This window comes from Tritonibacter scottomollicae (assembly GCF_032924845.1).
Classification (GTDB): domain Bacteria; phylum Pseudomonadota; class Alphaproteobacteria; order Rhodobacterales; family Rhodobacteraceae; genus Epibacterium; species Epibacterium scottomollicae.
Map to the genome: position 1 here is coordinate 97,212 of NZ_CP136702.1, position 23,909 is coordinate 121,120.

The 23,909-nt window shown below is 60.6% G+C and carries 25 protein-coding genes; 12 read left to right on the plus strand and 13 right to left on the minus strand.

Annotated elements, in window-relative coordinates; translation table 11 throughout:
* Positions 1 to 5 precede the first annotated feature (5 nt).
* From nqrE to R1T40_RS00375, 5 genes are read right to left on the minus strand one after another with little or no spacing between them, the layout of a single operon-like run.
* Entirely contained in the window at positions 6 to 614 is a 609-nt protein-coding gene (gene nqrE / locus R1T40_RS00355; RefSeq protein WP_106164684.1) for an NADH:ubiquinone reductase (Na(+)-transporting) subunit E, read from the minus strand.
* On the minus strand, positions 614 to 1,267 hold the full coding sequence (locus R1T40_RS00360) for an NADH:ubiquinone reductase (Na(+)-transporting) subunit D (protein ID WP_106164685.1): 654 nt from the start codon (positions 1,265 to 1,267) through the stop codon (positions 614 to 616). The genes nqrE and R1T40_RS00360 overlap by 1 nt, the downstream gene beginning before the upstream one ends.
* Positions 1,267 to 2,079 (minus strand): Na(+)-translocating NADH-quinone reductase subunit C, encoded by an 813-nt coding sequence (locus R1T40_RS00365; protein ID WP_317383996.1) that lies wholly within the window; start codon positions 2,077 to 2,079, stop codon positions 1,267 to 1,269. The genes R1T40_RS00360 and R1T40_RS00365 overlap by 1 nt, the downstream gene beginning before the upstream one ends.
* Positions 2,072 to 3,271 (minus strand): NADH:ubiquinone reductase (Na(+)-transporting) subunit B, encoded by a 1,200-nt coding sequence (locus R1T40_RS00370; protein WP_317383997.1) that lies wholly within the window; start codon positions 3,269 to 3,271, stop codon positions 2,072 to 2,074. Before R1T40_RS00370 ends, R1T40_RS00365 begins: the two co-directional genes overlap by 8 nt.
* 4 nt (positions 3,272 to 3,275) lie before the next feature.
* Complete coding sequence (locus R1T40_RS00375; protein ID WP_317383998.1) at positions 3,276 to 4,619, minus strand: Na(+)-translocating NADH-quinone reductase subunit A; 1,344 nt, start codon at positions 4,617 to 4,619, stop codon at positions 3,276 to 3,278.
* A gap of 210 nt (positions 4,620 to 4,829) precedes the next feature.
* On the opposite strand from R1T40_RS00375, the gene R1T40_RS00380 reads away from it, so the two are divergent.
* The 7 genes from R1T40_RS00380 to R1T40_RS00410 all read left to right on the plus strand — a co-directional run bounded on the left by R1T40_RS00380 (position 4,830) and on the right by R1T40_RS00410 (position 9,203).
* Entirely contained in the window at positions 4,830 to 5,819 is a 990-nt protein-coding gene (locus R1T40_RS00380; protein ID WP_207796954.1) for an FAD:protein FMN transferase, read from the plus strand.
* A 40-nt stretch (positions 5,820 to 5,859) separates the two neighbouring features.
* Positions 5,860 to 6,099 carry a (Na+)-NQR maturation NqrM gene (gene nqrM, locus R1T40_RS00385; protein WP_106164690.1) on the plus strand — a complete coding sequence of 80 codons (240 nt, stop codon included), beginning with the start codon at positions 5,860 to 5,862 and terminating at the stop codon, positions 6,097 to 6,099.
* Between the two features lie 374 nt (positions 6,100 to 6,473).
* Complete coding sequence (locus tag R1T40_RS00390) at positions 6,474 to 6,632, plus strand: YqaE/Pmp3 family membrane protein (RefSeq protein WP_106164691.1); 159 nt, start codon at positions 6,474 to 6,476, stop codon at positions 6,630 to 6,632.
* Between the two features lie 4 nt (positions 6,633 to 6,636).
* Positions 6,637 to 7,083, plus strand: a complete 447-nt coding sequence (locus R1T40_RS00395; protein ID WP_317383999.1) for a DUF4112 domain-containing protein — start codon at positions 6,637 to 6,639, stop codon at positions 7,081 to 7,083.
* A 58-nt stretch (positions 7,084 to 7,141) separates the two neighbouring features.
* Complete coding sequence (locus R1T40_RS00400; RefSeq protein WP_106164692.1) at positions 7,142 to 8,170, plus strand: sodium:calcium antiporter; 1,029 nt, start codon at positions 7,142 to 7,144, stop codon at positions 8,168 to 8,170.
* A gap of 115 nt (positions 8,171 to 8,285) precedes the next feature.
* Positions 8,286 to 8,891, plus strand: a complete 606-nt coding sequence (locus R1T40_RS00405) for an exopolysaccharide biosynthesis protein (protein WP_317384000.1) — start codon at positions 8,286 to 8,288, stop codon at positions 8,889 to 8,891.
* A 111-nt stretch (positions 8,892 to 9,002) separates the two neighbouring features.
* The gene (locus R1T40_RS00410; RefSeq protein ID WP_317384001.1) at positions 9,003 to 9,203 is read left to right on the plus strand and encodes a hypothetical protein; all 201 of its coding nucleotides are present in this window, start codon (positions 9,003 to 9,005) and stop codon (positions 9,201 to 9,203) included.
* 159 nt (positions 9,204 to 9,362) lie between these two features.
* Here R1T40_RS00410 and R1T40_RS00415 read toward each other — a convergent pair whose 3' ends face one another.
* Positions 9,363 to 9,545, minus strand: a complete 183-nt coding sequence (locus tag R1T40_RS00415; protein WP_106164695.1) for a DUF3008 family protein — start codon at positions 9,543 to 9,545, stop codon at positions 9,363 to 9,365.
* Between the two features lie 189 nt (positions 9,546 to 9,734).
* On the minus strand, positions 9,735 to 10,658 hold the full coding sequence (locus tag R1T40_RS00420; RefSeq protein ID WP_317384002.1) for a PRC-barrel domain-containing protein: 924 nt from the start codon (positions 10,656 to 10,658) through the stop codon (positions 9,735 to 9,737).
* Positions 10,659 to 11,182: 524 nt separating this feature from the next.
* Between R1T40_RS00420 and R1T40_RS00425 the strand changes: the two genes are divergently transcribed.
* Positions 11,183 to 12,748: a phospholipase D-like domain-containing protein gene (locus R1T40_RS00425; protein WP_317384003.1), complete on the plus strand. Its 1,566-nt coding sequence runs from the start codon at positions 11,183 to 11,185 to the stop codon at positions 12,746 to 12,748.
* 100 nt (positions 12,749 to 12,848) lie between these two features.
* Here R1T40_RS00425 and R1T40_RS00430 read toward each other — a convergent pair whose 3' ends face one another.
* Positions 12,849 to 13,754 carry a formate/nitrite transporter family protein gene (locus R1T40_RS00430; protein WP_317384004.1) on the minus strand — a complete coding sequence of 302 codons (906 nt, stop codon included), beginning with the start codon at positions 13,752 to 13,754 and terminating at the stop codon, positions 12,849 to 12,851.
* Between the two features lie 421 nt (positions 13,755 to 14,175).
* Here R1T40_RS00430 and R1T40_RS00435 point away from each other — a divergent pair, with 421 nt between their 5' ends.
* Entirely contained in the window at positions 14,176 to 15,885 is a 1,710-nt protein-coding gene (locus tag R1T40_RS00435) for a mechanosensitive ion channel family protein (protein ID WP_317384005.1), read from the plus strand.
* 104 nt (positions 15,886 to 15,989) lie between these two features.
* On the opposite strand, the gene R1T40_RS00440 is transcribed toward R1T40_RS00435, so the two are convergent.
* Positions 15,990 to 16,745, minus strand: a complete 756-nt coding sequence (locus tag R1T40_RS00440; RefSeq protein WP_317384006.1) for a sulfite exporter TauE/SafE family protein — start codon at positions 16,743 to 16,745, stop codon at positions 15,990 to 15,992.
* A 77-nt stretch (positions 16,746 to 16,822) separates the two neighbouring features.
* Here R1T40_RS00440 and R1T40_RS00445 point away from each other — a divergent pair, with 77 nt between their 5' ends.
* Complete coding sequence (locus R1T40_RS00445; RefSeq protein ID WP_317384007.1) at positions 16,823 to 17,512, plus strand: FadR/GntR family transcriptional regulator; 690 nt, start codon at positions 16,823 to 16,825, stop codon at positions 17,510 to 17,512.
* Between the two features lie 16 nt (positions 17,513 to 17,528).
* On the opposite strand, the gene R1T40_RS00450 is transcribed toward R1T40_RS00445, so the two are convergent.
* The 4 genes from R1T40_RS00450 to R1T40_RS00465 all read right to left on the minus strand — a co-directional run bounded on the left by R1T40_RS00450 (position 17,529) and on the right by R1T40_RS00465 (position 21,516).
* A complete protein-coding gene (locus R1T40_RS00450) occupies positions 17,529 to 18,086 on the minus strand; it encodes a PqiC family protein (RefSeq protein ID WP_317384008.1) in 558 nt (185 codons plus the stop codon).
* Position 18,087: 1 nt separating this feature from the next.
* Complete coding sequence (locus R1T40_RS00455) at positions 18,088 to 20,172, minus strand: MlaD family protein (RefSeq protein ID WP_243395044.1); 2,085 nt, start codon at positions 20,170 to 20,172, stop codon at positions 18,088 to 18,090.
* Positions 20,169 to 20,804, minus strand: coding sequence for a paraquat-inducible protein A (locus R1T40_RS00460; RefSeq protein WP_165798143.1), 636 nt, complete (start codon positions 20,802 to 20,804; stop codon positions 20,169 to 20,171). Before R1T40_RS00460 ends, R1T40_RS00455 begins: the two co-directional genes overlap by 4 nt.
* 82 nt (positions 20,805 to 20,886) lie before the next feature.
* Entirely contained in the window at positions 20,887 to 21,516 is a 630-nt protein-coding gene (locus tag R1T40_RS00465; RefSeq protein WP_317384009.1) for a paraquat-inducible protein A, read from the minus strand.
* 596 nt (positions 21,517 to 22,112) lie between these two features.
* Between R1T40_RS00465 and R1T40_RS00470 the strand changes: the two genes are divergently transcribed.
* The gene (locus R1T40_RS00470) at positions 22,113 to 23,063 is read left to right on the plus strand and encodes a diacylglycerol/lipid kinase family protein (RefSeq protein ID WP_317384010.1); all 951 of its coding nucleotides are present in this window, start codon (positions 22,113 to 22,115) and stop codon (positions 23,061 to 23,063) included.
* A complete protein-coding gene (locus R1T40_RS00475) occupies positions 23,060 to 23,863 on the plus strand; it encodes a metallophosphoesterase family protein (protein ID WP_106164705.1) in 804 nt (267 codons plus the stop codon). Before R1T40_RS00470 ends, R1T40_RS00475 begins: the two co-directional genes overlap by 4 nt.
* The last annotated feature ends 46 nt before the right edge of the window (positions 23,864 to 23,909 follow it).

Here is a 23,909-nt window from a genome sequence, read left to right on the forward strand (position 1 = left end):
TCCGATCAAAGTTTCACGCCGCTGAAGGACATGAAGGCCATCGCCATCAGACCCGCGGTGATGAAGGTAATGCCAAGTCCCTGAAGACCATCCGGAATGTCGGAATACTTCAGCTTCTCGCGCACGCCGGCCATGGCGGTGATCGCCAGCGCCCAGCCAAAGCCGGAGGAAAGACCATAGGTGGTTGCCTCGGCAAAATTGTAGCTGCGTTCCACCATGAAGAGGGAGCCACCAAGGATGGCGCAGTTCACGGTGATGAGCGGCAGAAAGACCCCAAGCGCGTTGTAAAGCGGCGGGAAATACTTATCGAGCAGCATCTCGAGGATCTGCACCATGGCCGCGATCACGCCGATATAGGAGATCAGGCCAAGGAAGGTCAGATCCACGTCCGGGAAACCGGCCCAGGCCAGCGCGCCGGGGGCCAGCAGGTAGGTCAGCAGCAGGTTGTTGGCGGGCACGGTGATGGCCTGCACCACCATGACCGAGATACCAAGACCGATCGCTGTCGAGATCTTTTTCGACACCGCGAGGAAGGTACACATGCCGAGGAAGAACGACAGCGCGAGGTTCTCAACGAATACGGCCTTGACCGCGAGGGAAAGCAATCCTTCCATCAGTGCGCCTCCACCGTCTGGATTTTATATTCACGTTCTTCGACCTGTGCCGGCTTCCAGGTGCGAATGCCCCAGATCAGCAGACCAATGACGAAGAAGGCCGAGGGCGGCAGGAGCAGCATGCCGTTTGGCACATACCAGCCGCCATTGTTCACGGTCTCAAGCACGGTGACGCCAAACAGCGAGCCTGCACCAAAGAGTTCGCGGAAGAAGGCAACGATCATCAGCAAGAGCCCGTAGCCGAGGCCGTTACCAGCGCCGTCGATGAAGCTCGCGACGGGCGGGTTCTTCATCGCAAAGGCTTCGGCACGGCCCATCACGATACAGTTGGTGATGATCAGACCGACAAATACCGAGAGCGTTTTTGAGATCTCATAGGCGAAGGCCTTGAGCACCTGATCCACGAGGATCACCAGAGAGGCGATGATCACCATCTGCACGATGATCCGGATCGAGGAGGGGATCTGGTTGCGCAGCATGGAAATGAACATCGACGAAAACGCTGTTACCAGTGTCACGGCGATGGACATCACGAAAGCCACCTGCATCGAGGAGGTCACCGCAAGCGCAGAGCAGATGCCCAGAACCTGCAGGGTGATCGGGTTGTTGTCGACCAGCGGATCGACGAGTTGCGAACGATAGGTTTGTGCCATCAGTCGATCTCTCCTGCTTGGAGCCGTTCAAGGAAGGTGCCGTAACCGGCCTGTCCCATCCAGAACTTCACCAGATTGTCCACGCCGACAGAGGTCAGCGTTGCACCGGCCAGCGCATCGACGTGGTAGTCCTGACCGGCGGGCGGAGCAGCTTTTGCCACGGTGATGGCCAGCTGACCCTCTTCGGTAAAGAGTTTCTTGCCGTTCCACAGCGATTTCCAGCGTGGGTTGTCCACCTCAGCGCCGAGGCCGGGGGTCTCCCCATGCTGATAGAACTGCAGGCCAAAGATGTCGTTGCCGTTCTCTTCCAGCGCGATGAAGCCATAGAGCGTCGACCACAGGCCATAGCCTTCGATCGGCAGCACCACCTTGTCGAGGTCGCCTGCATCATCACGCAGCAGGTAGATCATCCGGTAGGCCTGCATCTGGCCACCCAGACCTGCGGGATCCTCGTCCAGCGCCCGCACGATGGCCGGGTCATCAGAGGCCGCCAGCGCATCGAAGGTCTCGATCTCGAACTGGTCGCTGTACGCGCCTCTGGAGAGGTCCAGGACATGCGGTTCAAAGTCGGCAAAAGCCTCGGCCACGGGCACGTTTTCGTCATAGACGCCAGCGACCTGCAGCACGTTGATGCGCTTGTCGCGCAGCTTGTTCTCTTCCTGGATCGGGCGCAGGGCCACGGCGGCGGCGGACACGACCATCGAGGCCACGAGGCAGAGCGCCACGGCGACGAATACTGTCTTGCCGACGGAATCGGGCGGCGCGTCGAGGAAACGACGGATCATGCCCTTTTGCTCGTTTGTGTCAGACATTGCGCTTCGCCCTCCGTTTGATGTTGGCTTGCACGACGAAGTGGTCGATCAGCGGGGCAAAGACGTTGCCGAACAGGATCGCCAGCATCATGCCTTCGGGGAAGGCGGGGTTGATGACACGGATCATGACGACCATGAAACCGATCAAGGCGCCGTAGATGTAGCGGCCCATGTTGGTGTGCGAGGCCGAGACCGGCTCGGTCACCATGAAGGCCAGACCAAAGGCATAGCCGCCGATCACGAGATGCCAGTACCAGGGCATCGCGAACATCGGGTTGGTGTCGGAGCCGATCCAGTTCAGCAGCGTCGAGAAGGCGATCATGCCGCCAAGGCAGCCGACGATCAGTCGCCAGTTGGCGATCTTGACGATCAGCAGGAAGGCCAGGCCGATCAGGATTGCCAGCGTCGAGGTTTCGCCAAACGATCCCTGAATGGTGCCGACAAAGGCGTCCATCCACTCGATGCCGCGCTCCGGGAAGGCGGCCACGCCATCAGACGCGCCGATCGCCAGTGCGGTGGCACCGGAGAACCCGTCCACCGGGGTCCAGATCGAGTCGCCGGACATATAGGCGGGATATGCGAAATAGAGGAAGGCACGACCCACCAGCGCCGGGTTCAGGAAGTTTTTGCCGGTGCCGCCAAAGACTTCCTTGCCGATCACCACGCCAAAGATGATGCCAAGCGCCACCTGCCACAGGGGCGTCGTGGCGGGCAGGATCAGCGTGTAGAGCATGGAGGTCACGAGGAAGCCTTCGTTGACCTCATGGCCGCGCACCACGGCAAAGATCACCTCGAAGATGCCGCCCGCAACCAGCGTCACGACGTAGATTGGCAGGAAATACAGCAACCCGTGCATGATGTTGGCAAAGGGGTTGTTGGGATCAAAGCCGATGCCCAGCGTCTCGATAATGGCGGCGCGCCAGCCGGAGGCGCCATATTCGGCAATCGCCATATTGGTCTGCAGGCCGGTGTTGTACATGCCAAACAGGATGCAGGGGATGGTCGCCAGCACCACATAGGTCATGATCCGTTTCATATCGATATATGAACGGGCATGGGGCGCGGCGGTGGTCACCGTCTTGGGCGTGTAGATGAAGCTCTCCACCATCTCGTAGACAGGGAAGAATTTTTCGTATCGGCCACCCTTCAGGAATTGCGGCTCGATCCGATCAAAGAAACTGCGAAGACCCAAAGTCTTATCCCTCTCTTTCGATCTTGCTGAGGCTGTCGCGCAGGGCGAGGCCATATTCATATTTGGCCGGGCAGGCAAAACCGCAGAGGCCCAGATCTTCTTCGTCCAGCTCCAGCGCGCCCAAGGCCTGTGCCTGGTCGGTGTCCATCACCAGCAGCGCCCGCAACAGCTGCGTTGGCAGGAAATCCTGCGGCATCAGCTGTTCGAATGTGCCGATCGGCACCATGGCGCGGCGGCCGCCGTTAAGGTTGGACGTCAGCGCGTGCAGCTTCTTCGAGAAGGCAGAGCCCAGCACCGGCTGCACCGCGTATTTCGACGCCATCGGGCGAATCCAGCCCAGCGGGATCTGCTCGCGGTCTTCCTTGATCAGCGTGATCTGGCGCGCATAGCGACCAAGATATGCGGTTGGACCCTCTCCGGCGCGCCCGGACAGGATGGAGCCGGAGATAACGCGGATTGGCGTGTCGCGGCCAAGATCCTCGGCGCAAAGATCGGTCATCGACGCGCCCACGCGGGTGCGGACCAGACGCGGACGGCTGCATTCGGGGCCCGAAAGGGCAATGGTGCGGAACGGATCCAGCCGCCCGGTCAGCAGCAACTGACCAATGGCGATGATGTCATGATAGCCGATGGTCCAGACGGTTTTCTCGCCGCTGGGGGGCTCCAGGAAATGCATATGGGTGCCCGCCAGACCCGCCGGGTGCGGGCCGGAAAACCCGACAGCAGTCACGCTGGCCAGATCGGCGCCGGGAATACTGGCGCCGCTGTCCTGACACAGGTAGGTCTTGCCGTCAGTGAGCACCGTCACGGCGGACAGGCCGCGCGCAAAGGCTTCGGCGTGTTCGTTGATGATGGTGGCCGCATCGCCCGACAGCGGTTCGCTGTCCATCGCCGTTACATAGATGGCCGCAGGGGCGGCATCCGATGGCGGCACCTTTGAATAGGGGCGCGTGCGGAAAGACGTCCATAGCCCGGAAGCGCAGAGCCGCTCACGCAGGCCTTCGGCGGTGCTCTCATCGCCAATGGCGGAGAAATCCACCGGCTCGGCGGCAGAATCATCCACTTCGATCTCGACGCTGACCAGTACACGGCGCGCGCCGCGGTTGATCGCTTTTACGCGTCCCGAAACCGGTGCGGTGACCCGAACCTCTGGCGTGTCCTTATGCGCAAACACCGGAGCGCCTGCCGCAATCACGTCGCCTTCCTGAACTGAAAGCCGAGGCTTCAGGCCAATATAGTCCTGCCCGAGGATGGCGACGGTCCGGACTTCTGCTGCGTCTTCGATTCTGGTGTCAGGTGCCCCCAGCACCGGAACATCGAGACCTTTTTTCAACGTATGTTGCTGCACGTCTTCATGTCCTGTCCATTTTCCGGCGCTCTTATGCGTTACTGCGACGCGGTTTGAAAGTTCTTTAGAGCGAAAAAATCCGATTTACTGTTGAACCCGCGTTCTTTCTGTCCCAGAAGCTCTGGGAACCTCGCGTCCCTTAACAGAAGCACTAGCGGAGTAGGCCCTTTGACGAACCCTCTTCTCCTTTCTCGCCGTAGTTTCATGGTCATGCCACTTGCACTGATGGCTTGCAAGAAAGGATGGTCCCTGCTGGAACTTAGTGGGCTGACGATGGGCACCAACTACTCGATCGTCGCCATTGACCACAGCAAGTCCATCGACCAGGCTGAACTGCAGTCCGCAGTCGACCAGGCACTGGGTCAGGTCAACGTGCAGATGTCCAACTGGGATGCGTCTTCCGAGATTTCGCGCTTCAACGCGGCCGCGGCAGGCGAGAGCCTGTCCGTGTCCGGCGAACTGCATCACGTGATGCAGACCGCGCAGGACGTGCATGTGGCAAGTGATGGCGCATTTGACGTCACCGTTGGTGCGTTGATCGACCTCTGGGGCTTTGGCGCCGGGCAAACCCGCAGCGACATGCCGTCCGACGCTGAGATTGCACAGGCCATGGCCTGCTGTGGTCAGGCTCAGTCGGTTGAGCTGGAGGCCGGTGGTCTCAAGAAACTGAACAGCGGTGCCGAAGTCTACCTGTCGTCGATCGGCAAGGGCTTTGGTGTTGATCAGGTGGCTGCTGTGCTCAAGGGCTATGGTATCACCGACTATATGGTCGAAATCGGCGGTGACCTTTATACTGCAGGTCGCAACCCCGAGGGTCAGCCCTGGCAGATCGGCATCGAGACGCCGCAGGCATTTGATCGTGGCGTGACGCAGGTTGTTGGCCTGTCCGACATGGGGATGGCGACCTCCGGCGACTATCGCAACTTCTTTGACTACGACGGCACCCGGTACTCGCATATCATCGACGCCACCACTGGCCGTCCGGTGACGCATGACACCGCCTCTGTCACTGTTCTGACCGACAATGCGATGCTGGCGGATGCTTGGGCGACCGCAATGCTGGTCATGGGCCGCGAGCGCGGGCTCGAGATCGCAAATGATCGTGATATGGCGGTTCTGTTTATTGACCGTGCGGCGGCAAACGGCGAAACCGGGTTCAAATCCACGGCGTCTGATCGCTTTGCTGCGCTGACCGCCTGAACCGACTGTCCGGCGTTTCGCCGGAAAAGGGGAGCATGACATGTCGACGTTCATCCTGACCTTCGGACTGTTCCTGATCGTGATGCTGGGCATGGCCTTCGGCGTTCTGTTCAGTGGCCGCACCATCAAAGGCAGCTGCGGCGGATTGAACGCGATTTCAGATGCGGATCAATGCGTGGTCTGCAAAAAGGACATCGACCCCGACAGCCCCTTGCGCGAACGTCTGGCGTGCCCGCGTGCGCGTAAGATGCTCGAAGACATGGAGCGCGAGGAGGGCTGACGCCTCTGTCGCATGACGTTGTTTTGACATGAACCTGCTGCCTCCGTGGTGGCAGGTTTTTTGTATTTTTCCATAGGGTTGTCGTCTCAGTCGGCCAAATTGGACCAAAGATATCCGGTGCCACGAGGCCGGCCTGGGTGGTGCTGAATCTGACGTGAGCCATGCGTTCACGCGGGATCATTTGCATCCCCTGATGCGAGGGTGCTGGGACGACGGTGCGGCACCCGGCAGCCTGCCCCCAAGGGGCCGTGCGGAGGCCGCGCGCGCACGCGCATTCCACACCAATCCCTGCAAAAAGCGGAACAACGCGCGGTCGTGATGGTTACCCAAGTGTCCCGCGTCGAAACGGCGCACTCTCAACCGGAGGCCCAATCATGGATCTTGTCCGCATCATTCTATCTATTCTTCTGCCCCCTCTGGGTGTCTTTTTGCAAGTTGGCCTGAAGGGGCACTTCTGGCTCAACATCCTGCTGACCTTGCTGGGCTACATCCCGGGCGTCGTGCATGCCGTCTGGATCATCGCGCGGAGATAATTCGATGGCGAGCCTGGATCATTCCCATCCGACCAAGCCCATGCGCCGCCGTCGCACCGATGCTGAAATCACCGCCGAAGTGGCGCGGCTCGAAAACTTGGCCAAGACGCTGGATGCGCGGTTTCGTATTCCCCTGACGGGGTTTCGGGTCGGGCTCGACGGCCTGATCGGGTTGATCCCGGGCGTTGGTGACACGCTGGCGGCTCTGCCGTCGGCCTATCTGATTACGCGAGGATGGCAGCTGGGGGCAAAGAAGCGCACACTTGCCCGGATGAGCGTAAACACCGGGCTGGACTGGATGCTTGGCACCATTCCGATCGTAGGCGATCTTTTCGATATCGGTTTCAAGGGCAATCTGCGCAATGTGCGTCTCTTGCAGAGCGACTTGCGAAAGGGACAAACAGCCCGCGCCCCGCAGGGCGACATCGCAGCCGAAACGCATAGAGACTAGTTTTCGGTCCCAAATCGAAAAGAAATGAACCAACCTGAGTTTCGAGCGTTGCCGCACCATGTTTGTTGATCTTTCCACTCCACTCCTTCTTGTGCTCTTTGCTGCGGCTGCACTCTGCATCCTTGCGGGCGGTGTGAAAATGACAGGCCAGGCCGACGTAATTGCCGACCGCACCGGGCTGGGCGAAGCGCTTATCGGTGGCGTGCTGCTGGGCGCGGCGACATCTTTGTCCGGCACGATCGTGTCGCTGACCTCGGCGCTCGACGGGCGCGCGTCACTGGCGTTTTCCAATGGCATCGGGGGCATCGCCGCGCAAACTGCCTTTCTTGCGCTGGCCGACATTCTGCATCGTAAGGTCAACCTCGAACACGCCGCCGCTGACCTCGTCAATGTGTTTCAGGGCGCGCTTTTGATGTTCATGCTGGCGATACCGCTTGCTGCGTGGCTGGGCCCCGATGTTGCAATTCTTGGCATCCACCCGGCCTCCTTCCTGCTTCTGGCGATCTACATCATGGGTATCTACGCCTCTGGTCAGGTGCGAAATGATCCAATGTGGACGGCGGTCGACACCGAAGAAACAGCGCCGGACGAGCCGGATGAGGAGGCGGATGAATTCCCGTCAACACCGAGACTCGCCGCAGCTTTTGGCGGGCTGATGCTGGTCATGGGGGGCGCTGGCTGGGTGATCGCGGGCACCGCGGGCGTGCTGACCGACAGGTTGGAGATGTCGGCCTCAGTCGTCGGTGCGCTGGTGACCGCTGTGGTGACCTCCTTGCCCGAACTCGTCACGACGCTCGCCGCTGTCCGGCGCGGTGCGCTGCAACTGGCGGTGGGCGGGATCATCGGCGGAAATATCTTCGACACGCTCTTTCTGGTGCTGGGCGACGCGGGCTATCGCGCCGGGTCGATCTACCACGCGATCGGCAAGGACGATGTCTTCTGGCTTGCCGTCGGGTTGATGATGACCGCCATTCTCACTCTGGGGCAGCTCTATCGCCAACGGCAGGGGCCGGCGAATATCGGTCTGGAAAGCATGGGTATTCTGGCGACATACGGCGCAGCGATCGCGATCCAGACCCTGCTCTGAGTGAGAGCTACGCATCCGGCATACCGTCGAAGGCTGGCTTTGCAAGACAAGCGCAATGGAACGTGATGCAGAGCAGGACGTTGGATAGGTAGCCAACAGCACAAGGAACCGTTCAATGTCCGACCCCGCGCAGACCACAAGTGTCAATCAGATCGTTGATCGTCTTGCCCGCCTTGCGGATCAGGATCGGGTTGCCGTGGCCAAGATCATCGAAGTGTTTGGCACGCAGTCCTTTCTGCCTGTCTTGATGGTGCCCGCGCTGTTGGTCGTGTCACCGCTAAGTGGTATTCCGCTTTTCTCCTCCCTCTGCGGGATCACCATCGCTGCGATCTCGTTGCAGATGGTTGCGGGTCGAGAACATCTCTGGCTGCCGCAGTTTGTGGTCAAACGGTCACTGGAAGGCAAGCGTGCCCGTGAAGCGATCGACAAGCTCCACGGAGTTGCCAGTTGGCTCGACAATCACTCTCGTGACCGGTTCCAGCCCTTGCTGCGCTGGCCGGGGCGTAAGCTCATTCAGACGCTGTGTCTGTTTTGCGGTGCCGCGATGCCATTTCTGGAAATTGTGCCTTTCTCATCGTCGATCCTTGGCGCTGCGGTCTTGCTGTTTGCGACGTCTTTGCTGCTGAAAGACGGTCTTTTTGCGGTGTTTGGATTGGTCGCGATGTCGTCCGCGGCAGCTGTCCTTCTGACGGTCGCTGGATCCATCCAAGGCGCCATATAGCGCGCTCGTCAGACTTCGCGCCCTGCCTCCAGAGTATCAGCTGGAACCTATGCGCGCGCAACGCGTTCTCCTTCTGAACGATCTTTTGCAAACACAAAGGAGGGTGTCTGAATGAAATATGGTTGGAGATTTGTTTTTATACCGCTTTGGGTTCTTTGTATTTCAGGTGCCGCTTTGACGGCATTTCTGGTTGCAGATTGGCTTGCATGGCAAGCGTTTGCGGTCGCCATTACAATCGGCCTGATCGTTGGCGTGCCTGCGGGGATATGGACCACTTTCAAGGTCCGACGTGATGATCCGGCTTGGTCGTGAGTGAGCGAAGCACCTAAGACAATAGCGCCCGTCGTTGAACAGCGACGGGCGCTTGTTGCATCGTAGGCTGCTTTGGCAGTGCAGCCATGTTTGGCCAGAACTAGACACGCCCTGTAATCGAACTGGTGGCCGTTTTTCAGGGCTGCGCACGATCAGAATTTATTTCACATGGTCAGGTTTCTGCTCGCGATCACCGCTGGCAAACTCCTCCAGCTGTTCTTCCGACATCGATTCATACATGTCACGGGCGGCGCCCTTCAGATCGTTCTTAGCCGTTTCTCCACGTTTGGCAGAGAGCGCAGCGCCGGCTGCCTTTTGTTGTGCTTTGGATTTTGCAGGCATGTCTGATCCTCCGATTTTGCTATTGGGTTGAGATCCTAAGTTGGGTTTCAAGGCGCGATGAACACTCTGCCGGTCTTGCCTATGGCGTGGCCTGAGTGTGCGCGAGACCTGTAGGTAGAAAGAGGGGGTGCGCCGTAGCGCACCCCCCTTCAGCATATTCTGAAATGATTCACCGGTCATGCCGGCGACTTAGCTCTCATCCCAGGCCGGCATTGCCTCCAGCTGTTCTTCTGTTGCCTGTACATGCGCGCGCAGGTCGTCGCCTCCGACGCGGGTGATCTCAACTTGATCCACCTCCAGCGCGACTGCCTTTTCGCCGATGCCAAGGAAACCGCCCACGTCGAGAATGATCGCGTCCAATTTCCCCTCATCCGTCAGGGTGAGCTCGCTGACCTCGCCGACCCATTCGTCATTGGAGCCGTAGGCTGCGGCGCCCAGAAGCTCATCCGTGGTCATCTGCGCCAACTCTACATCGCGGGTCTGGCTTTCACGCTCTTGCTCCCACATGCGGGCGTCTTCGGTTTCGCTCGCTCGGTACCAACCTTGGTCTTCGGCGCGGGTTTCGTCAAAGTCCTCAGTTTGGTCGAACGTGGATTTCCCACCGGAATAGACCATGAAGAACGCGCCCTCATCGTCAGCATCCTCGACAAACTGGATTTGGTTCAGCGAGATGTGTTTTTCTGTCTCGCCCACGCCCAGAAAGCCGCCTGCATCGACGATCAGACCCTGAACCTCGCCATCGCGGCGCATCAGAACGTCTTCTACTTCGCCGACCATCTGCCAGTTGTTTTGAACATCGGACACGGCCCTCATATGGCCCGCAAACGACGTGTCATGGCTGTTGGTCTGCATGGGTTGCTCACCGGTCGCGGTGTTTGTGGCAGTGTCACTGGGCATCTTGGCGCCCGTCTCGGCGTCGCCCGAGCCCGACAGTGCGTCCCCTGTTTCATCAGTGGGCATATAGATTTGGTGATCCAGCAGGTTGCTTACCTTGATCTCCATGCTTTGCATCTGATCATAGCCGGTGGTCTCTGCTTTGGACATCGTGTCCTCGGCCGCCACGGGCAGTGCGATCATGGTGGCGAGAGCGGTGGTTGTGAAAAGATGTTTCATAATTGGCTCCTCGTATCGTGTTACTCGGATACAGGGTGTTAGCCTGTCGATCAGTCAACGCATCGCGGGGGCCAGTGTTTCATTGTCACAGAATTTTTTTGCAGTACCTTCAAATAGTATGTTCTAACAAAAGGATAGCGCGGTTCATCCGACCTGCTCGTCACATCTGGCCCGAACCGTGCGGGTTGATCGTCATCGCCTGCGGTTCATCACTGCGTCAGCCAGGCAGTGACCGACAAGCGCTGCGACGAAAACTCTCTCAAGATCGCGGGTTTGTTATGGAACGTTCAAAAGGGCACAGCGTTGGAACCTGTAAACAATTGCGCGGGTTTGAATGAACTAACCCCGTGTCAAAGGGCCCATCACCAAGAGGAGTAGACCCAAATGATGGCGCAAGACCAGCCGGGATTGTTCGCATGGCAGTCCCGCCATTGCTCTGTCGCAGAGTGTTTTGACTGCGCCATTCACCCGATTTTTCTCACCCCTAAGTCAGTCTGCGAGCTGCGCAAGAAAAAGGACCTGTCATGACGTGTTCCGAGGATGCAGCGCGAGTTCCGAGCGAAGGGGTGGAAATGCTGATGACCGCCGCCGAGGCCTTTCCGGAAATGGAGCGCGCCTTTCTCAACTCCCGGACCGAAGTATGGGCCAGTTTACGGGTGTTTGACCTGCAGACCCGCTTGCGCAGTGAGGTCGGTCAACGGATCGGCTCGACGTGGGAGGATCTGATCATCTATGTCCTGCGCCGGGGTGTCACCCTCAATATTATTGTGTCCGATTTCGATGCGGTGATGGCAAATCCGCTTCATGTTGGCACATGGCAGACGATGCGCCACCTGCGCGCCGCAGCTCTCCGTGCAGGTCCAGACGCGAAACTGAACCTCACCGCGGCGGCGCATCCTGCGCGGGTTGGGGGGATGTGGTGCGCGTTGTTCTGGCCTGCGGTACGCAGTCGTCTGAACGGCGTGCTGGAGGACCTCAACCAGCTTGAACCTGCCGAGCAGGACCAGCGACTGGCCGAAATGCCGGGTCTGGATGGCTACGTGCGACGCGACCGCAACGGGCGGCTTTGTGCGCGGCTCTTGCCGGTGCGTCCGCTCTTGCCTGCAACACACCACCAGAAAATCGCCGTTTTTGATCGCCAACGCCTATATATTGGCGGGTTGGATCTGGACGAGCGCCGGTTTGACGACACGGGACATCACCGGCGCCGTGATGAGACCTGGCAGGATGTGCAGCTGATGCTGGATGATCCCGAAATCGTGGCAGAGGGACAGGCGCATCTGGAGAGCTTCCTCGACATCTGCGCTGGCACCAAAGAACCGCCAAAGCGCAAACACCTGCTGACCACCCTGTCGCGACCGCGCGACTGGCCGAACCATGTGCCGGGGCCGCGACAGGTCGATGCGACCCTGAAGGAGACGCATCTGCGTCGGATCAGGGAGGCCAAGCATCTGATCTATCTTAAATCGCAGTTCTTTCGGGACACGGAGCTTGCTGACGCTCTGGCAGAGGCCGCACGGGAGAAGCCCGACCTTGGCTTGGTCATGGTGCTTCCTGCCGCTCCGGAGGATGTGGCTTTTGACGGCAACACCGGATCAGATGCGCGATACGGCGAATATCTTCAGGCGCAATGCATCGCCAAGGTTCAGGATGCTTTCGGCGCACGGGCGGTTATCATGTCGCCGGTGCAGCCCGTGGCAATGGCCAGTGATGGACGTGACACGCTTGCGGGATCGCCGATCATCTATGTTCATACCAAGTTTTCCGTCTTTGATGATTGCCGCGCAATCCTGTCTTCTGCCAACCTGAACGGCCGGTCGATGACCTGGGATACAGAGGTGGGGGTGGAGCTGCGCCAAGCGGATACGGTGGCCGCCATGCGCGAGCAGGTCTGCGGACACTGGCTGCAGATGGCCCCTCCGTCGCGGTTCCTGGACCCTGAACGCGCAGTCGAGGCTTGGCGCGCGCAGGCCGATGCGAACCTGGCCGCCTCCCCGGAAGAGCGCACAGGGTTTCTGGTGCCCTACGATCCTGCTCCGGCTGCAGAATTCGGACGCCGGCTGCCTTTGGTGTCGCAAGCCATGGTGTGACGCTTCGGTAGGTGCCGGGGGCGGCGCCGCGTGGAACGGTTGCGCTGAGCGTCAGCGTGCATGACCCCACGCGGCAGCAGGTCAGGCCATGCCATTGGTCTCAGCCGTCCTGTCCTCCATCGCCAGACCCGGCCCCGTGGCGGACCTCATCATAGACCTGTCCCCAGGCAAGGATCGCAAAGATCGCGGTGCCGCCGATGATATTGCCCAGCAGGACAGGGAAGAAGTAGCCGAAGGCGGCAGCAGCGGGTGTCATCGTGCCTGCAAGAAGCATGATCCACATCTCTACGGAGCCGGCGATGACATGTGTGAAATCTCCCGCAGCAATCAGCCAGGTAAAGGTCAAGATGACGAAGAATGCATTGCCTTCAGCCGAAGGCATCATCCAGACGATCGCCGCGACCAGAACACCGGCGGGAATGGCGCGAATGAAACTGTCGCCCGCGCCCATGGTGACGGCGTGGTCGGACAAGGCAATGACGGCCTCGGTCAGCTCCGCACTCAGCATATTGGTTTTCGACATCATCAAGGCCGCCAGTAGGGCTCCGACAACATTCGCGGTCAACACAACCGCCCAGAGCCGCAGCATCGCAGACAGCGCTTTGCGGGACTGACGTGCGAGAACCGGAAGCACCGTGGTGATGGTGTTCTCTGTAAACAACTGCATCCGGCCAAAGATCACGACGAGAAAGCCGAATGAGTAGCCGAAATTCTCGATCAGGTAGCGGCCCGCCATATCCTGCGGCAGGTGCTGACGCAAAATCCCTTCGCCAAGCACGGAGAGGCTGATCAATATTCCAGCTGCCAGCCCGGACCAGATCAGGGATGGCATCGGTCGTTCCAGCTCCTCCTCGCCGTCGCGGCGGATGACCTCGTAGATCAAGCGGGATGACAGGCGTGTCGCTTTTGTAACCGATTCCTCTTCCGCCTCATGCTGGATGGCGTCTTTTTCCAGGTTGTCGGTTTCGCGGTGGGCGCTCTTGTGACCGGCTTTTTGGTCTTTCATGATATCCGTCCGTTGCGGCCACAGAGGGCCAAGGCGCGCGCTTTTGGCCTGAGAGGAGATGCATGGTTTCTTGCGGATCGGGCCACCATGTGCGTCGCGCGCGGCGCTAGGGCCGTGTCGGGTTGGCGGGTATCCATCGGTTGCCCCATCTCACACGCATCCTTTCTCATCACTCGGCGCTACCTAAAGAACACGCAATGGCGTTGGTTTGTTCCGCGTGTCTGGCGTGGCTGTCGTGCAGCCGCACATTGGCTTCGGTCAGGAAAAGGCAATTTTTTCGGAACAGCCACGCGGTGCCGGGGGTTCTGTCATCAAAGTACAGCGCGCTTTCCGACTGATCCGCATCGAAACAGGGCGAACTGTCGGTTTGGGGCGGCGCTGTTGCTATCGCCACTTGAGGGACGGAACACAGTGAGCCACGATGATGCAACATCGCTTTGATATATTTCGCAGTCTTGCATTTGGTGCCTGTGCCATTGTGATCCTGTGCCTCGCTGCGGTTGCAGGGCGGGCGCAGGACACGCGCGGATTCTGGTACGAGACAGGCTCCATCAATCAAGGGCTGGCGGCGGTGGAAAACGACCTGCTGGAGCGGTCGACCCCGAGACAGACGATCCGTGCATTTCTGGCTCAGACAGAAGCGGGCGAATTCGAATTCGCCGCCCACTACCTCAATTTGGCGCGGACAGATCCGGCACAACAAACCACCTTGGGTGCGGAAAAAGCGCAAAAACTCAAGGCGATCATCGACCGTCAGGTGTGGATCGACTGGTCAGACCTCTCGGCCCGCCCGGACGCATTGAGGGACGTCGCCGCCAAGTCAGGGTCCAGCCCCCGTACCCCGCGCCGCGACCTCCACATTGCAACTCTGGAAACGAGGGATACGGCCTATGATATCCGGATTGCACGGTACAAGCCCGAAGGTGCCCCGGCGGTCTGGTTGTTTTCGCCGCAGACGGTCAGCAATATCGACCCGCTCTATCGGGCGTTCGGACCCGGACGCTATGAAACCCTGATCCCCGCCGTACTCAAGGACAGCTTTCTCGGGTTATGGATCTGGGAATGGCTTGCGTTGCCCACCCTGGGCCTGGCGGTGTTGTTGCTGGGCTGGGGCGTTCATGCGGTCGTCTCATCCATGGCGGGCAGGGTGGAGCGGCCCTGGCTGAAACGCGGCCTTGAGCGCAGTCGCCTTCCGCTGTGCATTCTGTTCATGGCGGGTGCCGGACAGACCGTGCTGTTGCAGGTTTTTTCGTTTTCCGGTCCCGTTCAGACCCTGCTGAAGCCCACATTGATCATTCTGATGGTCTGGGGTGTGGGGATGACGATCCTGCGTCTGTTCGATGCGCTCTTGCAACGCCTCACGCTGCGTTTTGTGGGCGAGATCGATGACAAACGCGGACGGGACGAGCGAGAATTCTATACGTCGATTTATGCTTTGCGACGACTGATTGTGCTTGTGATGGTGGCGGTTGCGCTGATTGTCATCCTGTCCCAGCTCAACCTGTTTGAAAGTGTTGGGATGACGCTTCTGGCGTCTGCGGGGGTGTTGACCGTTGTCTTCGGCATCGCGGGGCAGGCGGTGTTGGGCAATATTCTCGCCTCGCTTCAGATCGCCTTTGCAAAGCCGGTGCGGATTGGCGATGCGATCCTGTTCGAAGGCGACTGGGCCTATGTTGAATCGATCTTCTACACCTTTCTGCGTCTGCGCACCTGGGATCAGCGCCGGATCGTCGTTCCGGTCACCTATTTCGTTGCCCGCCCGTTCGAGAACTGGTCGGTCGCCGACGCCCGCATCATGCGGGTTGTCCATCTGTGCCTGGACCCGCGCGCCGATGTGGAATGCCTGCGCCAGACGTTCGCGGAGCTTTTGCGTGCCGACCCCGATATCGACGAGGTGGAGGGGGCCTGTACCTTCGCCACAGAACAGACCGCAGAGGGGCTTACGGTCAGTTTCTATGCCATGATGCCCGACCCATCGACCGGGTGGATCATACAAAGCCGGTTGCGGGAACAGTTGCTGGCTCATGTGCGCGACACTCATCCCGATTGGCTGCCCCGTGAGCGGGTGATGGACGTGAGCCAAGATGCCGACGGCGGTAGCACGCGGACTGCTGTCCGCACCGCTGGGTAAGAGGAGTGCGGAGGTCCAACGGCTCAGGCGTGTCTATAATCTCTGGACTCTTATGAGGCGGCTTGCCTCCCCCGATGGGGGACTTGCGGCTTCATTTTCAGGTCTCACCCCGAATTTTGTAGAAAAAACAGAACGGTCATTGCGACGCCGACCGTCACGATGAAGGCACGCAGCAGCCCGACCCTGCGTATCCGCTTGGCACAGAGGGCGCCGACATATCCGCCGAGCGCGCAGGACAGGCCAACAATGAACAGCGATGGCCAGTCGATCAGTCCTGCGGCTGTATAGGTCAGAACCGAAACGACGGAGAGCACGGCCGAGACCAAATTCTTGAGCCCGTTCATCTGATGCAGGTCTGTCATGCCGATCAGGCCAAAGGCGGCAAGCAACATGATGCCAAGGCCGCCGTTGAAATATCCGCCGTATATGCAGACCGCCAGTAGCAACCCCAGTGCGACGGGGCCGGTCACGCTTTTTCCGCTGCGCGACAGCTGGCGCACTACGATCGGGCCAAGGGCAAAGGCCAGCGTCGCCAGCAGCAGCAGCCATGGCACCACGCCTGAAAACAGATCCTGCGGGGTGATCAGCAGCAATACGGCGCCAAGAAACCCGCCGACCACAGTTACCGCAAGGATCCGTTTCAGGTCTGCGCGCGCGTTGCCGGATATGTGATCCCTATAGGCCCATGCACTGCCGATATAGCCGGGCATGGCCGCGAAGGTGGCGGTGGCATTTGCCATGATGGGCGGCACACCCGCCCAGACCAGCGCGGGGAAGGACAGGAAAGTGCCGCCTCCGGCGACCGCGTTTAGAACGCCAGCGCCAAAGCCTGACAAGGCAAGCACGAATAGTGTGAGCATGGTCAATCTCCCGAAACGACTGGTCTATTGCATGTGGGTCGAATGGTCTGCAAATTGGTCTGAAATGGGAGATGCGCGTGGCACGTGTGCAGCAGGTGTTGTTGGATCTGAGGGGGCTGCTTGGTCGCGGCGGCATCGGCGCGGGGGAGCGCCTTCCCTCGGAACGGGAGCTATCGCGACAGCTGGGATGCAGCCGTCAGACACTGCGCGCGGCGCTTGATGTTATGGAACATGCCGGTGAGATCTGGCGACATGTGGGGCAGGGCACGTTTTACGGTCCCCGGCCTTTGGGGCATCCGATCCGGGAGAACATTCTGGTTCACGGGGCCTCGCCCGACCAGCTGATGCAAGCGCGACTGACGCTAGAGCCGTCGGTCGCAGCCGAGGCGGCGCGGATCGCCTCCCCGCAGGCGGTGGCCTATCTGTTGCAGTTGGTGCGCAAAGGACGCGCTGCCACCACCCGAGGGGCCTGTGAGCAGCTTGATGCGGCCTTCCATCGCGGCCTCGCAGAGGTGACAGGCAATCCGATCTTGTTGGGATTGCTGGATTACCTTGCGGGGGTGCGGCGGCACACGGCCTGGCAACGGGAGTGGGAGGCAACCTACCGCAGGCTCGGCGTTGCGGAGTTCACTGACCACCACAGTGCGCAACATCAGGCGGTTGTGACCTGTATCAGCGCGGGTGACGCCGCCGGGGCGGCACATGCAATGCGACGCCACCTCGACACCGTGGCGGATGCCATGCGCGCGACCGGGGCGCAGTCCTGACAGATCGTGCAGAGCGTTACATTGACAGGGCGACCTGACGCGACAGCTCTGCAAGGGCGGTGGACAATGCGCGTGCGGCAGAGGCCGCACTGGGGTCCTCGACAGGCGTCTCAATCTCAAAGCGTTTGACGAATTCGCGAACGCGTCCCTCGGGAGAGGAGATCGCAAACTGGCCGGAGAGTTCGAACATGCCGTCGGCGCGGGCGTAGCTCTGGTCGACACGCACATCCAGGCGCACGTCGGCGGGAGTATTCAGCGGCCAGGGTTCCACCGCGACGGATGCACCTGTCCGATCACTTAGGCCGCGCGCCAGCGCGACCGACATGCCACGCGCCGGATCATCGGCCCATTGGGCTGCGTCCTCGGCAAACAGCGCGCCACCTTCGCCTTCGGACACGATTTCGGAGGCCGAAGCGTATGTGGGGAGCGACACAAGACGCACTTCGATCGAGCGGGACTGCAGGTTGGCGACGCGCTCGCCCGGCGTCGCTGAAATCAGATATCGCGCATCATTCGACCCCGCACAGGCCGTGAGCGCAGACAATAGACATACGGCTGACAGAAACTTTTTCATCTTACCTACCAAATACCAGAGAGTTCGGGTCCCGTTCGATCTTGCGGGCCAGTTGTGACACGGCGCGCGCGGCTGATTTGACCTCACGCAGGGCGTCGAGGGTCTCGGAATTGAACGTGGAGCGCCCCCCATAGGACGCAATGAGATCTTCGGACTGGGCCACGAGCCGCTCCAGGCGTGATGCCAGTTGCGGTAGCCCTTCGGTGGCGCTGGCCACGGCGTCAGCCGCATCGCGCGCCGAGGCCATGGTGGCGTTGGCATTCTCCACCAGACCGCCCTCGCGCAGCTCGGCCAATGTCCTGCGCATTTCCCCCAGGGCATCGGAAAGCGCGGCGGGCAGGGCGCGGGCCTCTTGCGTGCCAATCACCGCATCCGCGCTGTCCATCAGCTGACTGACTGAGCGGATCAGCTCCTCGGCTTCGAGTGAGTTCGCCTTGGCAGCAAGGGTGCGCAAATCGTCGACCAGTGCCGGGAGTTCGTTCGAGGCGGTGGCAAAATCGGTCGCGGCGGCGCTGCCCTGCTCCAGTGCTGTGGTCAGGTTTGCGACGGCTCTGCCCTGTTGCAGTTCGGTCAGAATGGCGCGCAGATCCACCACCGTGGCATGAAGTTCGCCGGGCAGGGCGCGGGTGCCGGGATCGCTGACCAAGGCGCGGGTGTCTTCCAGGAGCGCCACAGCTGCGGCGGGGGCTTGACGCGTGCTGTCCGCCGAGGCCAGCGCCTCGATACTGGACAGGGTGCTGATCGCCTGCGCCATCAGCTCCTCGACGGGAAGCTGGCTGATGCGCTCCATTGCACCTTCTGCTGTGGCGGTGAAGTCGGGCAGATCCGACGCGGTGCTGGGCAGTTCCGGGTAGGGCTCAGCGGTGCGGTCAAATTGCGCGGCTTCCGGATTGTCGAGCCGGACAAGCTCTACCATCAGCTCCGGGCTGAGCAGACCCGCAGACGCAAGCCGCGCCCGCAGCCCGCCGTCCACGGCTTGTTCGAGAAAGTTCAGGACATCTTCTTCGCCGGCGCCGCGTGGCAGGCCGAGCAGCGAGGGTTGCAGAAGCAGTTTCGCCACCAGCCGCACATCCGCATCGGCGGTGTCGCTTTGGATACTTGCGGTCAGGCTGTCGACTTCGCCGACCTTGATGCCGCCCAGTTTGACGGCGGCGCCGCTGCTCAGCCCGGCGACGGACTCGCCAAAGGCCACGGACACGGCCACGCCACCTGCCAAGGATCTGGAGAAAGCAGTCCGTCGCGCCGTGGACTCGTCGGGATAGATGTCGAAGACCGCGCTCGAATTGACCGGGCGGCCACCTTCGAACACGGAGTCGAACTGGATGCCCCCCGACACCAGAGAGGCGAGGCTTTCGACATCAAGCGACAGGCCTTCCGCGCCGAATGAGACGGTGAAACCGGATGAATCCCAGAACCGGGTGGCAGAGGTGATCCGCCGGTCATGCGGCGCGTCGATAAAGGCATCCACGACGATGCTGTTGCCACTGACGGTCAGGCGTGGATGCTCCAGCCGTCCGACTTCGATGCCGCGAAACAAAACCGGCGCGCCTTCGGTGATCATTCGGCCATCCTCTGTGCGCAGGGTGATCCGCCGCCCGTCCCGGCCGGGTTGCACCAACGGCGGGCGGTCAGTCCCGACAAAGAGTGTCTGTGCCACGCCGGGCGTCTGATCCCATGCGCCGGCGATATAGACCCCGGAGAGGACGGTGCTGAGGCCGGAAATCCCCTGTGCGCTGACCTCGGGGCGCACCACCCAGAAGGCGGCGTCTTCGTCCAGGAAGGGGGCAATATCCTTGTCGACCCGGACCGCAACGGAGACTTTGCTCAGATCCGGGGCAAAGCCGACCTCTTCGACCCGTCCGATCACCACATCGCGGTAGCGCAGCGTGGTTTCATTGGCGACAATCCCGGAGGCGTTCTCAAAGGTGATATAGACCAGCTCGCCACGGTCAGAATAGCTCTTCCACGCGATCCCCAGTGACACGACCAGCGCCAGCAGCGGCACCAGCCAGACCAGCGACAGGTTGCGCCACATGGACGGGCGGTGATCGGAAACCTTCAGGCGGGCGGGTTCAGGGGTGCTCATGACTCATCTCGCTTTTCCGCGAGCCACATCAGCCGCGGATCGAAACTCTGGGCTGCCAGCATGGTGAAGGCAACCGACAATGCAAAACTCACGGCCGCAATACCGGGACTGATCGCGGCGGCAAAGTCCAGTTGCACCAATGCGGTCAAAATAGCGACAACAAAGACATCAATCATCGACCAGCGCCCGATGAATTCGACCACCTCATAAAGGAGCAGCCTGCCATGTGTGTCGAGCGTTGGGGGTTTGCGCACAGACAGCGCGAGAAACGCAATGGCCAGGAATTTCGCGATGGGGATCACGATGCTTGCAAAGAACACGATAAAGGCAACACCATAGGAGCCATGGTGCAACAGTTCCAGAATGCCGCCCATCAAGGTGTTCTCCGACGCACGGCCAAAGGTCACGGTGCGCAGCATCGGGTAGATGTTGGCGGGGATATAGGCAATCAGCCCGGCAATGAGCCAGGCCCAGACACGTTGCAATGAGGCAGTCTCGGAGAGCTCCAGGCGGCTTTGGCAACATGGACACACCCGCGTGCCGCGCGGTGCCACGGTCCCGCAGGCGCGGCAGCCGACCAGACCGGCCTCTGCGGCCGTCAGGTATTGCTGAGAGTTTTCAGGAGGTTCCAAGCGAAAATATGACCTTTGGCGGCTGTCGGCAGCGGAATAGCAGTCGATCTCCTGTCCGCATATAGCGCATCCGCGCGAATTATTAAATTTCGCTCTGGCCAGAGCTGCGTATTTTGAGTGTTTTCCATACTGTAAGTCTGCAGATCGCACTGTCGGTAAGGATTGTCACCACCAGCAGCGCGGCGAACGCCCAGAACGCCGGGCCAAGTTCAACGCGGGCGAGGCCGGAGACTTTGACCAGAGCCACGGCCACGCCAATGATGAAGATCTCGGCCATTGCCCATGGTTTGAGCCGCTCTGCCCAAGTGTAGACCCTTGCCGCCTGCGGTGCTGGACGCCAGCCGATGGCCATCGGGGCAAGAGTGTATATCAGGGCGCAATACCGGGCAGCGGGGAGGAGGACGATCAGAAAACCGGTTGCCAACGACAAGGGCGCCATCGGGCCGCTGGAAAATGCCATTACCGTATCAAGCACGGAGGCCCGGTGGGAGAAGCCCTGAGCCTCCAGCGCCAGAAAGGGAAAGCAAGCGGCGGCGATCAGCAGGATCAATGCTGTGAGCGATAGCATCGCGATCCGGGTCATTGCGCCCGATTTCGGAGCCGCGAGGACCGTGCCGCAGCGGGCACATTTGGCGGTTGAATGCTTTTTCACATCCTGATCGTGGTGCAGGGCGTCACAAACGGGGCACGCGATGATCTGGTCTAGGTTCATGGGATGAAATCCGGGACAAGGCCCTTGTGTGAGGTTGCATGCGCGCACGGCCTGTTACGGCGGCACCTGCATCAGAGGCATTAGTGGCAGCCGCTCCTGAGCGAATAGACACCTTAGGGAAGCACATAGAGACTCGCAAATCCAATTCGGGTGTGAGGACCGTATCAGCGTCACTGTGACCCGTCACCTTTAAGGGTTTCGTGTCAGTCGCGAGTGCATTTTCATCGCTTCGCTGTGTCGAGATTGGCATGGTGTTTTGAGCTTCCGTTGCCGAGGCTTGGTCCTATCTTGGCAAGGAAGTGCGCCCAAGCGCTTGGGCGGGGGGATGTGTTGCATCGAAACGCGGGAACTTTTCGCGATCTTGGCCGTTTTAAGTCTGAGAAACACAAATCAAGCCTGCTTAGAGATGATGGCAATGCATCAGGGCGGGCTTAGATTGATCGCATGATGCGCGGCGGCGGCCTCCGGAGCGGTATCAAGCGCGATAAGGAGCCATTTTGTCGCCAACCGCTTGCCGCGGCCCCAACCGCCAAAGACTGCCCGTCCCTTTGTGACACATGACGATATGTCGGGGCGCCCAAACCAAGGAACGGCTTATGTTCGACGTCAAATCCTCCGTTACTTCTACGGAGCGCCAGTCCTCCCTGTGTATCCTGCACAACTCTCGTTCAGGTAAAAAGGAAGCTGGCGACACGTCCCAAGACCTCACGAACGCGTTTCAAGCATATGGGCTGTCGCCGCACATCGTGGAACTTGACCCCGCGAAAGACCTGTCTGAGACCGTGCGACAGGTCGTGGCGGAGGGCTATGACACGATCGTTGCGGCGGGCGGCGATGGCACGATCTGCGGTGTGGCGCAGGCGCTCAAGGGCACCGGATGTAACATGGGCATTCTGCCGCGCGGCACATTCAATTATTTCGCCCGCTCACTCGGGGTCCCGGAGGACCTTGATGGTGCTGTGGAGGTGATTGCCAAGGGTCACATTCGTGCCCTGCGCGTGGCCATGTTGAACGATCAGGTGTTTCTCAACAACGCGAATTTCGGCCTTTATCCGCAGATCCTGCGCTCGCGCGAGGAGATCTACAATTTCTGGGGCCGCAGTCGCGCTGCCGCCTATTGGTCGGCGCTGAAAGTTTTGTTCCAATGGCCCCGGCCGCTGGAGCTGGATATTCTGGCTGACGGGGAGCGCACCACCGTTCGCACGCCGCTGGTCTTTGTGTTCAACAACGCGTTTCAGCTGCATCAGATGGGAATGGATGGCGCGGAATGCATCCGTGACGGCCAGCTGGCGTTGATGATCGCACCGGATTGCGGGCGTTGGGGCATGATGCGCAGTGCGCTGGCGGTGCTGTTTGGCCGGGCCACGCGCGGGCGCGATTTTCAGCTGCTGTGCAGCGACAGTTTCGAATTGCACGGGCGGCGCAAGAAACTTCTGGTGGCCCGTGATGGCGAACGGGCGCGCATGAAGGGCCCTTTCCGCCTGCACCTGAGCGACGATGCGCTGCAGGTGGTGGTGCCGCAGCATTTCGGGGATGCCACCCGATGAAACGCCTGCTGCATCTCTCCGATCTGCATTTTGGCCGCGACCGGCCCGAGCTCTTGGACCCGCTGATCGCGCAGATCAACGCGTTGGCACCGGATCTGGTGGCTATTTCCGGCGATCTTACCCAGCGGGCCCGTGATCGGCAGTTCATGCGCGCCCATGAGATGATCGACCGCATTGAAGCCCCTTGCCTGATCGTGCCGGGTAATCATGACACGCCGCTCGATAATCTGATCGAACGGGTGCTGATGCCCTGGCGTCGCTATCGCAAGTGGATCGCCTCGGATCTGGAACCGCAAACCCACGACCCCCACTGGTCCGTGGTCGGTATCAACTCGGTGAACCCACTGGGGTGGCAGCGCGGCCGCTTTAGTGCGCGCGATATCCGACGCGTCGAGGAAGGCTTTGCCGGCACCGCCCGTGACGCGTTTCGCATCGTTGTTGCCCATCACCCGCTAGAGCATCAGCCGGGCGAACCCAAGCGGCTGACGCGGGGTGCGCGTCGGGCGCGGGCGGCGCTGGCGCGATTGCACACCGATATCATCCTGTCCGGCCATCTGCACAGCTGGCACGCGGATGTCTTTGCCGCGCCACGCCCCGATGCGCCAGCGATGCTGCAGGTTCATGCCGGCACCGGCCTGTCCGACCGACTGCGCGGAGAAGAAAACGACTTCAACCTGCTCACGCTGGATGGGCCGACGGTACATGTGCAACGCTACGCTTGCCGCGCTGACCGCTGCGGTTACGACCCCGCGCGCGAGGTCCGCTTTCGCCGCTCAGAAAACGGCTGGCGTCCGGCCTGAGTGCCTCTGCCAGATTTCGAAATAACCTGCGGGGCAAGGCAGTGTC

Excerpts from the sequence above, each read along its gene's own strand:
- R1T40_RS00435 (WP_317384005.1), top strand. The coding sequence starts at position 14,176 with ATGATGCAACATCGCTTTGATATATTTCGCAGTCTTGCATTTGGTGCC.
- R1T40_RS00420 (WP_317384002.1), bottom strand. The coding sequence starts at position 10,658 with ATGAAACATCTTTTCACAACCACCGCTCTCGCCACCATGATCGCACTG.
- nqrM (WP_106164690.1), top strand. The coding sequence starts at position 5,860 with ATGTCGACGTTCATCCTGACCTTCGGACTGTTCCTGATCGTGATGCTG.
- nqrE (WP_106164684.1), bottom strand. The coding sequence starts at position 614 with ATGGAAGGATTGCTTTCCCTCGCGGTCAAGGCCGTATTCGTTGAGAAC.
- R1T40_RS00430 (WP_317384004.1), bottom strand. The coding sequence starts at position 13,754 with ATGAAAGACCAAAAAGCCGGTCACAAGAGCGCCCACCGCGAAACCGAC.
- R1T40_RS00390 (WP_106164691.1), top strand. The coding sequence starts at position 6,474 with ATGGATCTTGTCCGCATCATTCTATCTATTCTTCTGCCCCCTCTGGGT.
- R1T40_RS00415 (WP_106164695.1), bottom strand. The coding sequence starts at position 9,545 with ATGCCTGCAAAATCCAAAGCACAACAAAAGGCAGCCGGCGCTGCGCTC.
- R1T40_RS00440 (WP_317384006.1), bottom strand. The coding sequence starts at position 16,745 with ATGCTCACACTATTCGTGCTTGCCTTGTCAGGCTTTGGCGCTGGCGTT.
- R1T40_RS00465 (WP_317384009.1), bottom strand. The coding sequence starts at position 21,516 with ATGAACCTAGACCAGATCATCGCGTGCCCCGTTTGTGACGCCCTGCAC.
- R1T40_RS00395 (WP_317383999.1), top strand. The coding sequence starts at position 6,637 with ATGGCGAGCCTGGATCATTCCCATCCGACCAAGCCCATGCGCCGCCGT.
- R1T40_RS00475 (WP_106164705.1), top strand. The coding sequence starts at position 23,060 with ATGAAACGCCTGCTGCATCTCTCCGATCTGCATTTTGGCCGCGACCGG.
- R1T40_RS00450 (WP_317384008.1), bottom strand. The coding sequence starts at position 18,086 with ATGAAAAAGTTTCTGTCAGCCGTATGTCTATTGTCTGCGCTCACGGCC.
- R1T40_RS00380 (WP_207796954.1), top strand. The coding sequence starts at position 4,830 with ATGCCACTTGCACTGATGGCTTGCAAGAAAGGATGGTCCCTGCTGGAA.
- R1T40_RS00360 (WP_106164685.1), bottom strand. The coding sequence starts at position 1,267 with ATGGCACAAACCTATCGTTCGCAACTCGTCGATCCGCTGGTCGACAAC.
- R1T40_RS00405 (WP_317384000.1), top strand. The coding sequence starts at position 8,286 with ATGTCCGACCCCGCGCAGACCACAAGTGTCAATCAGATCGTTGATCGT.
- R1T40_RS00425 (WP_317384003.1), top strand. The coding sequence starts at position 11,183 with ATGACGTGTTCCGAGGATGCAGCGCGAGTTCCGAGCGAAGGGGTGGAA.
- R1T40_RS00455 (WP_243395044.1), bottom strand. The coding sequence starts at position 20,172 with ATGAGCACCCCTGAACCCGCCCGCCTGAAGGTTTCCGATCACCGCCCG.
- R1T40_RS00470 (WP_317384010.1), top strand. The coding sequence starts at position 22,113 with ATGTTCGACGTCAAATCCTCCGTTACTTCTACGGAGCGCCAGTCCTCC.
- R1T40_RS00410 (WP_317384001.1), top strand. The coding sequence starts at position 9,003 with ATGAAATATGGTTGGAGATTTGTTTTTATACCGCTTTGGGTTCTTTGT.
- R1T40_RS00365 (WP_317383996.1), bottom strand. The coding sequence starts at position 2,079 with ATGTCTGACACAAACGAGCAAAAGGGCATGATCCGTCGTTTCCTCGAC.
- R1T40_RS00400 (WP_106164692.1), top strand. The coding sequence starts at position 7,142 with ATGTTTGTTGATCTTTCCACTCCACTCCTTCTTGTGCTCTTTGCTGCG.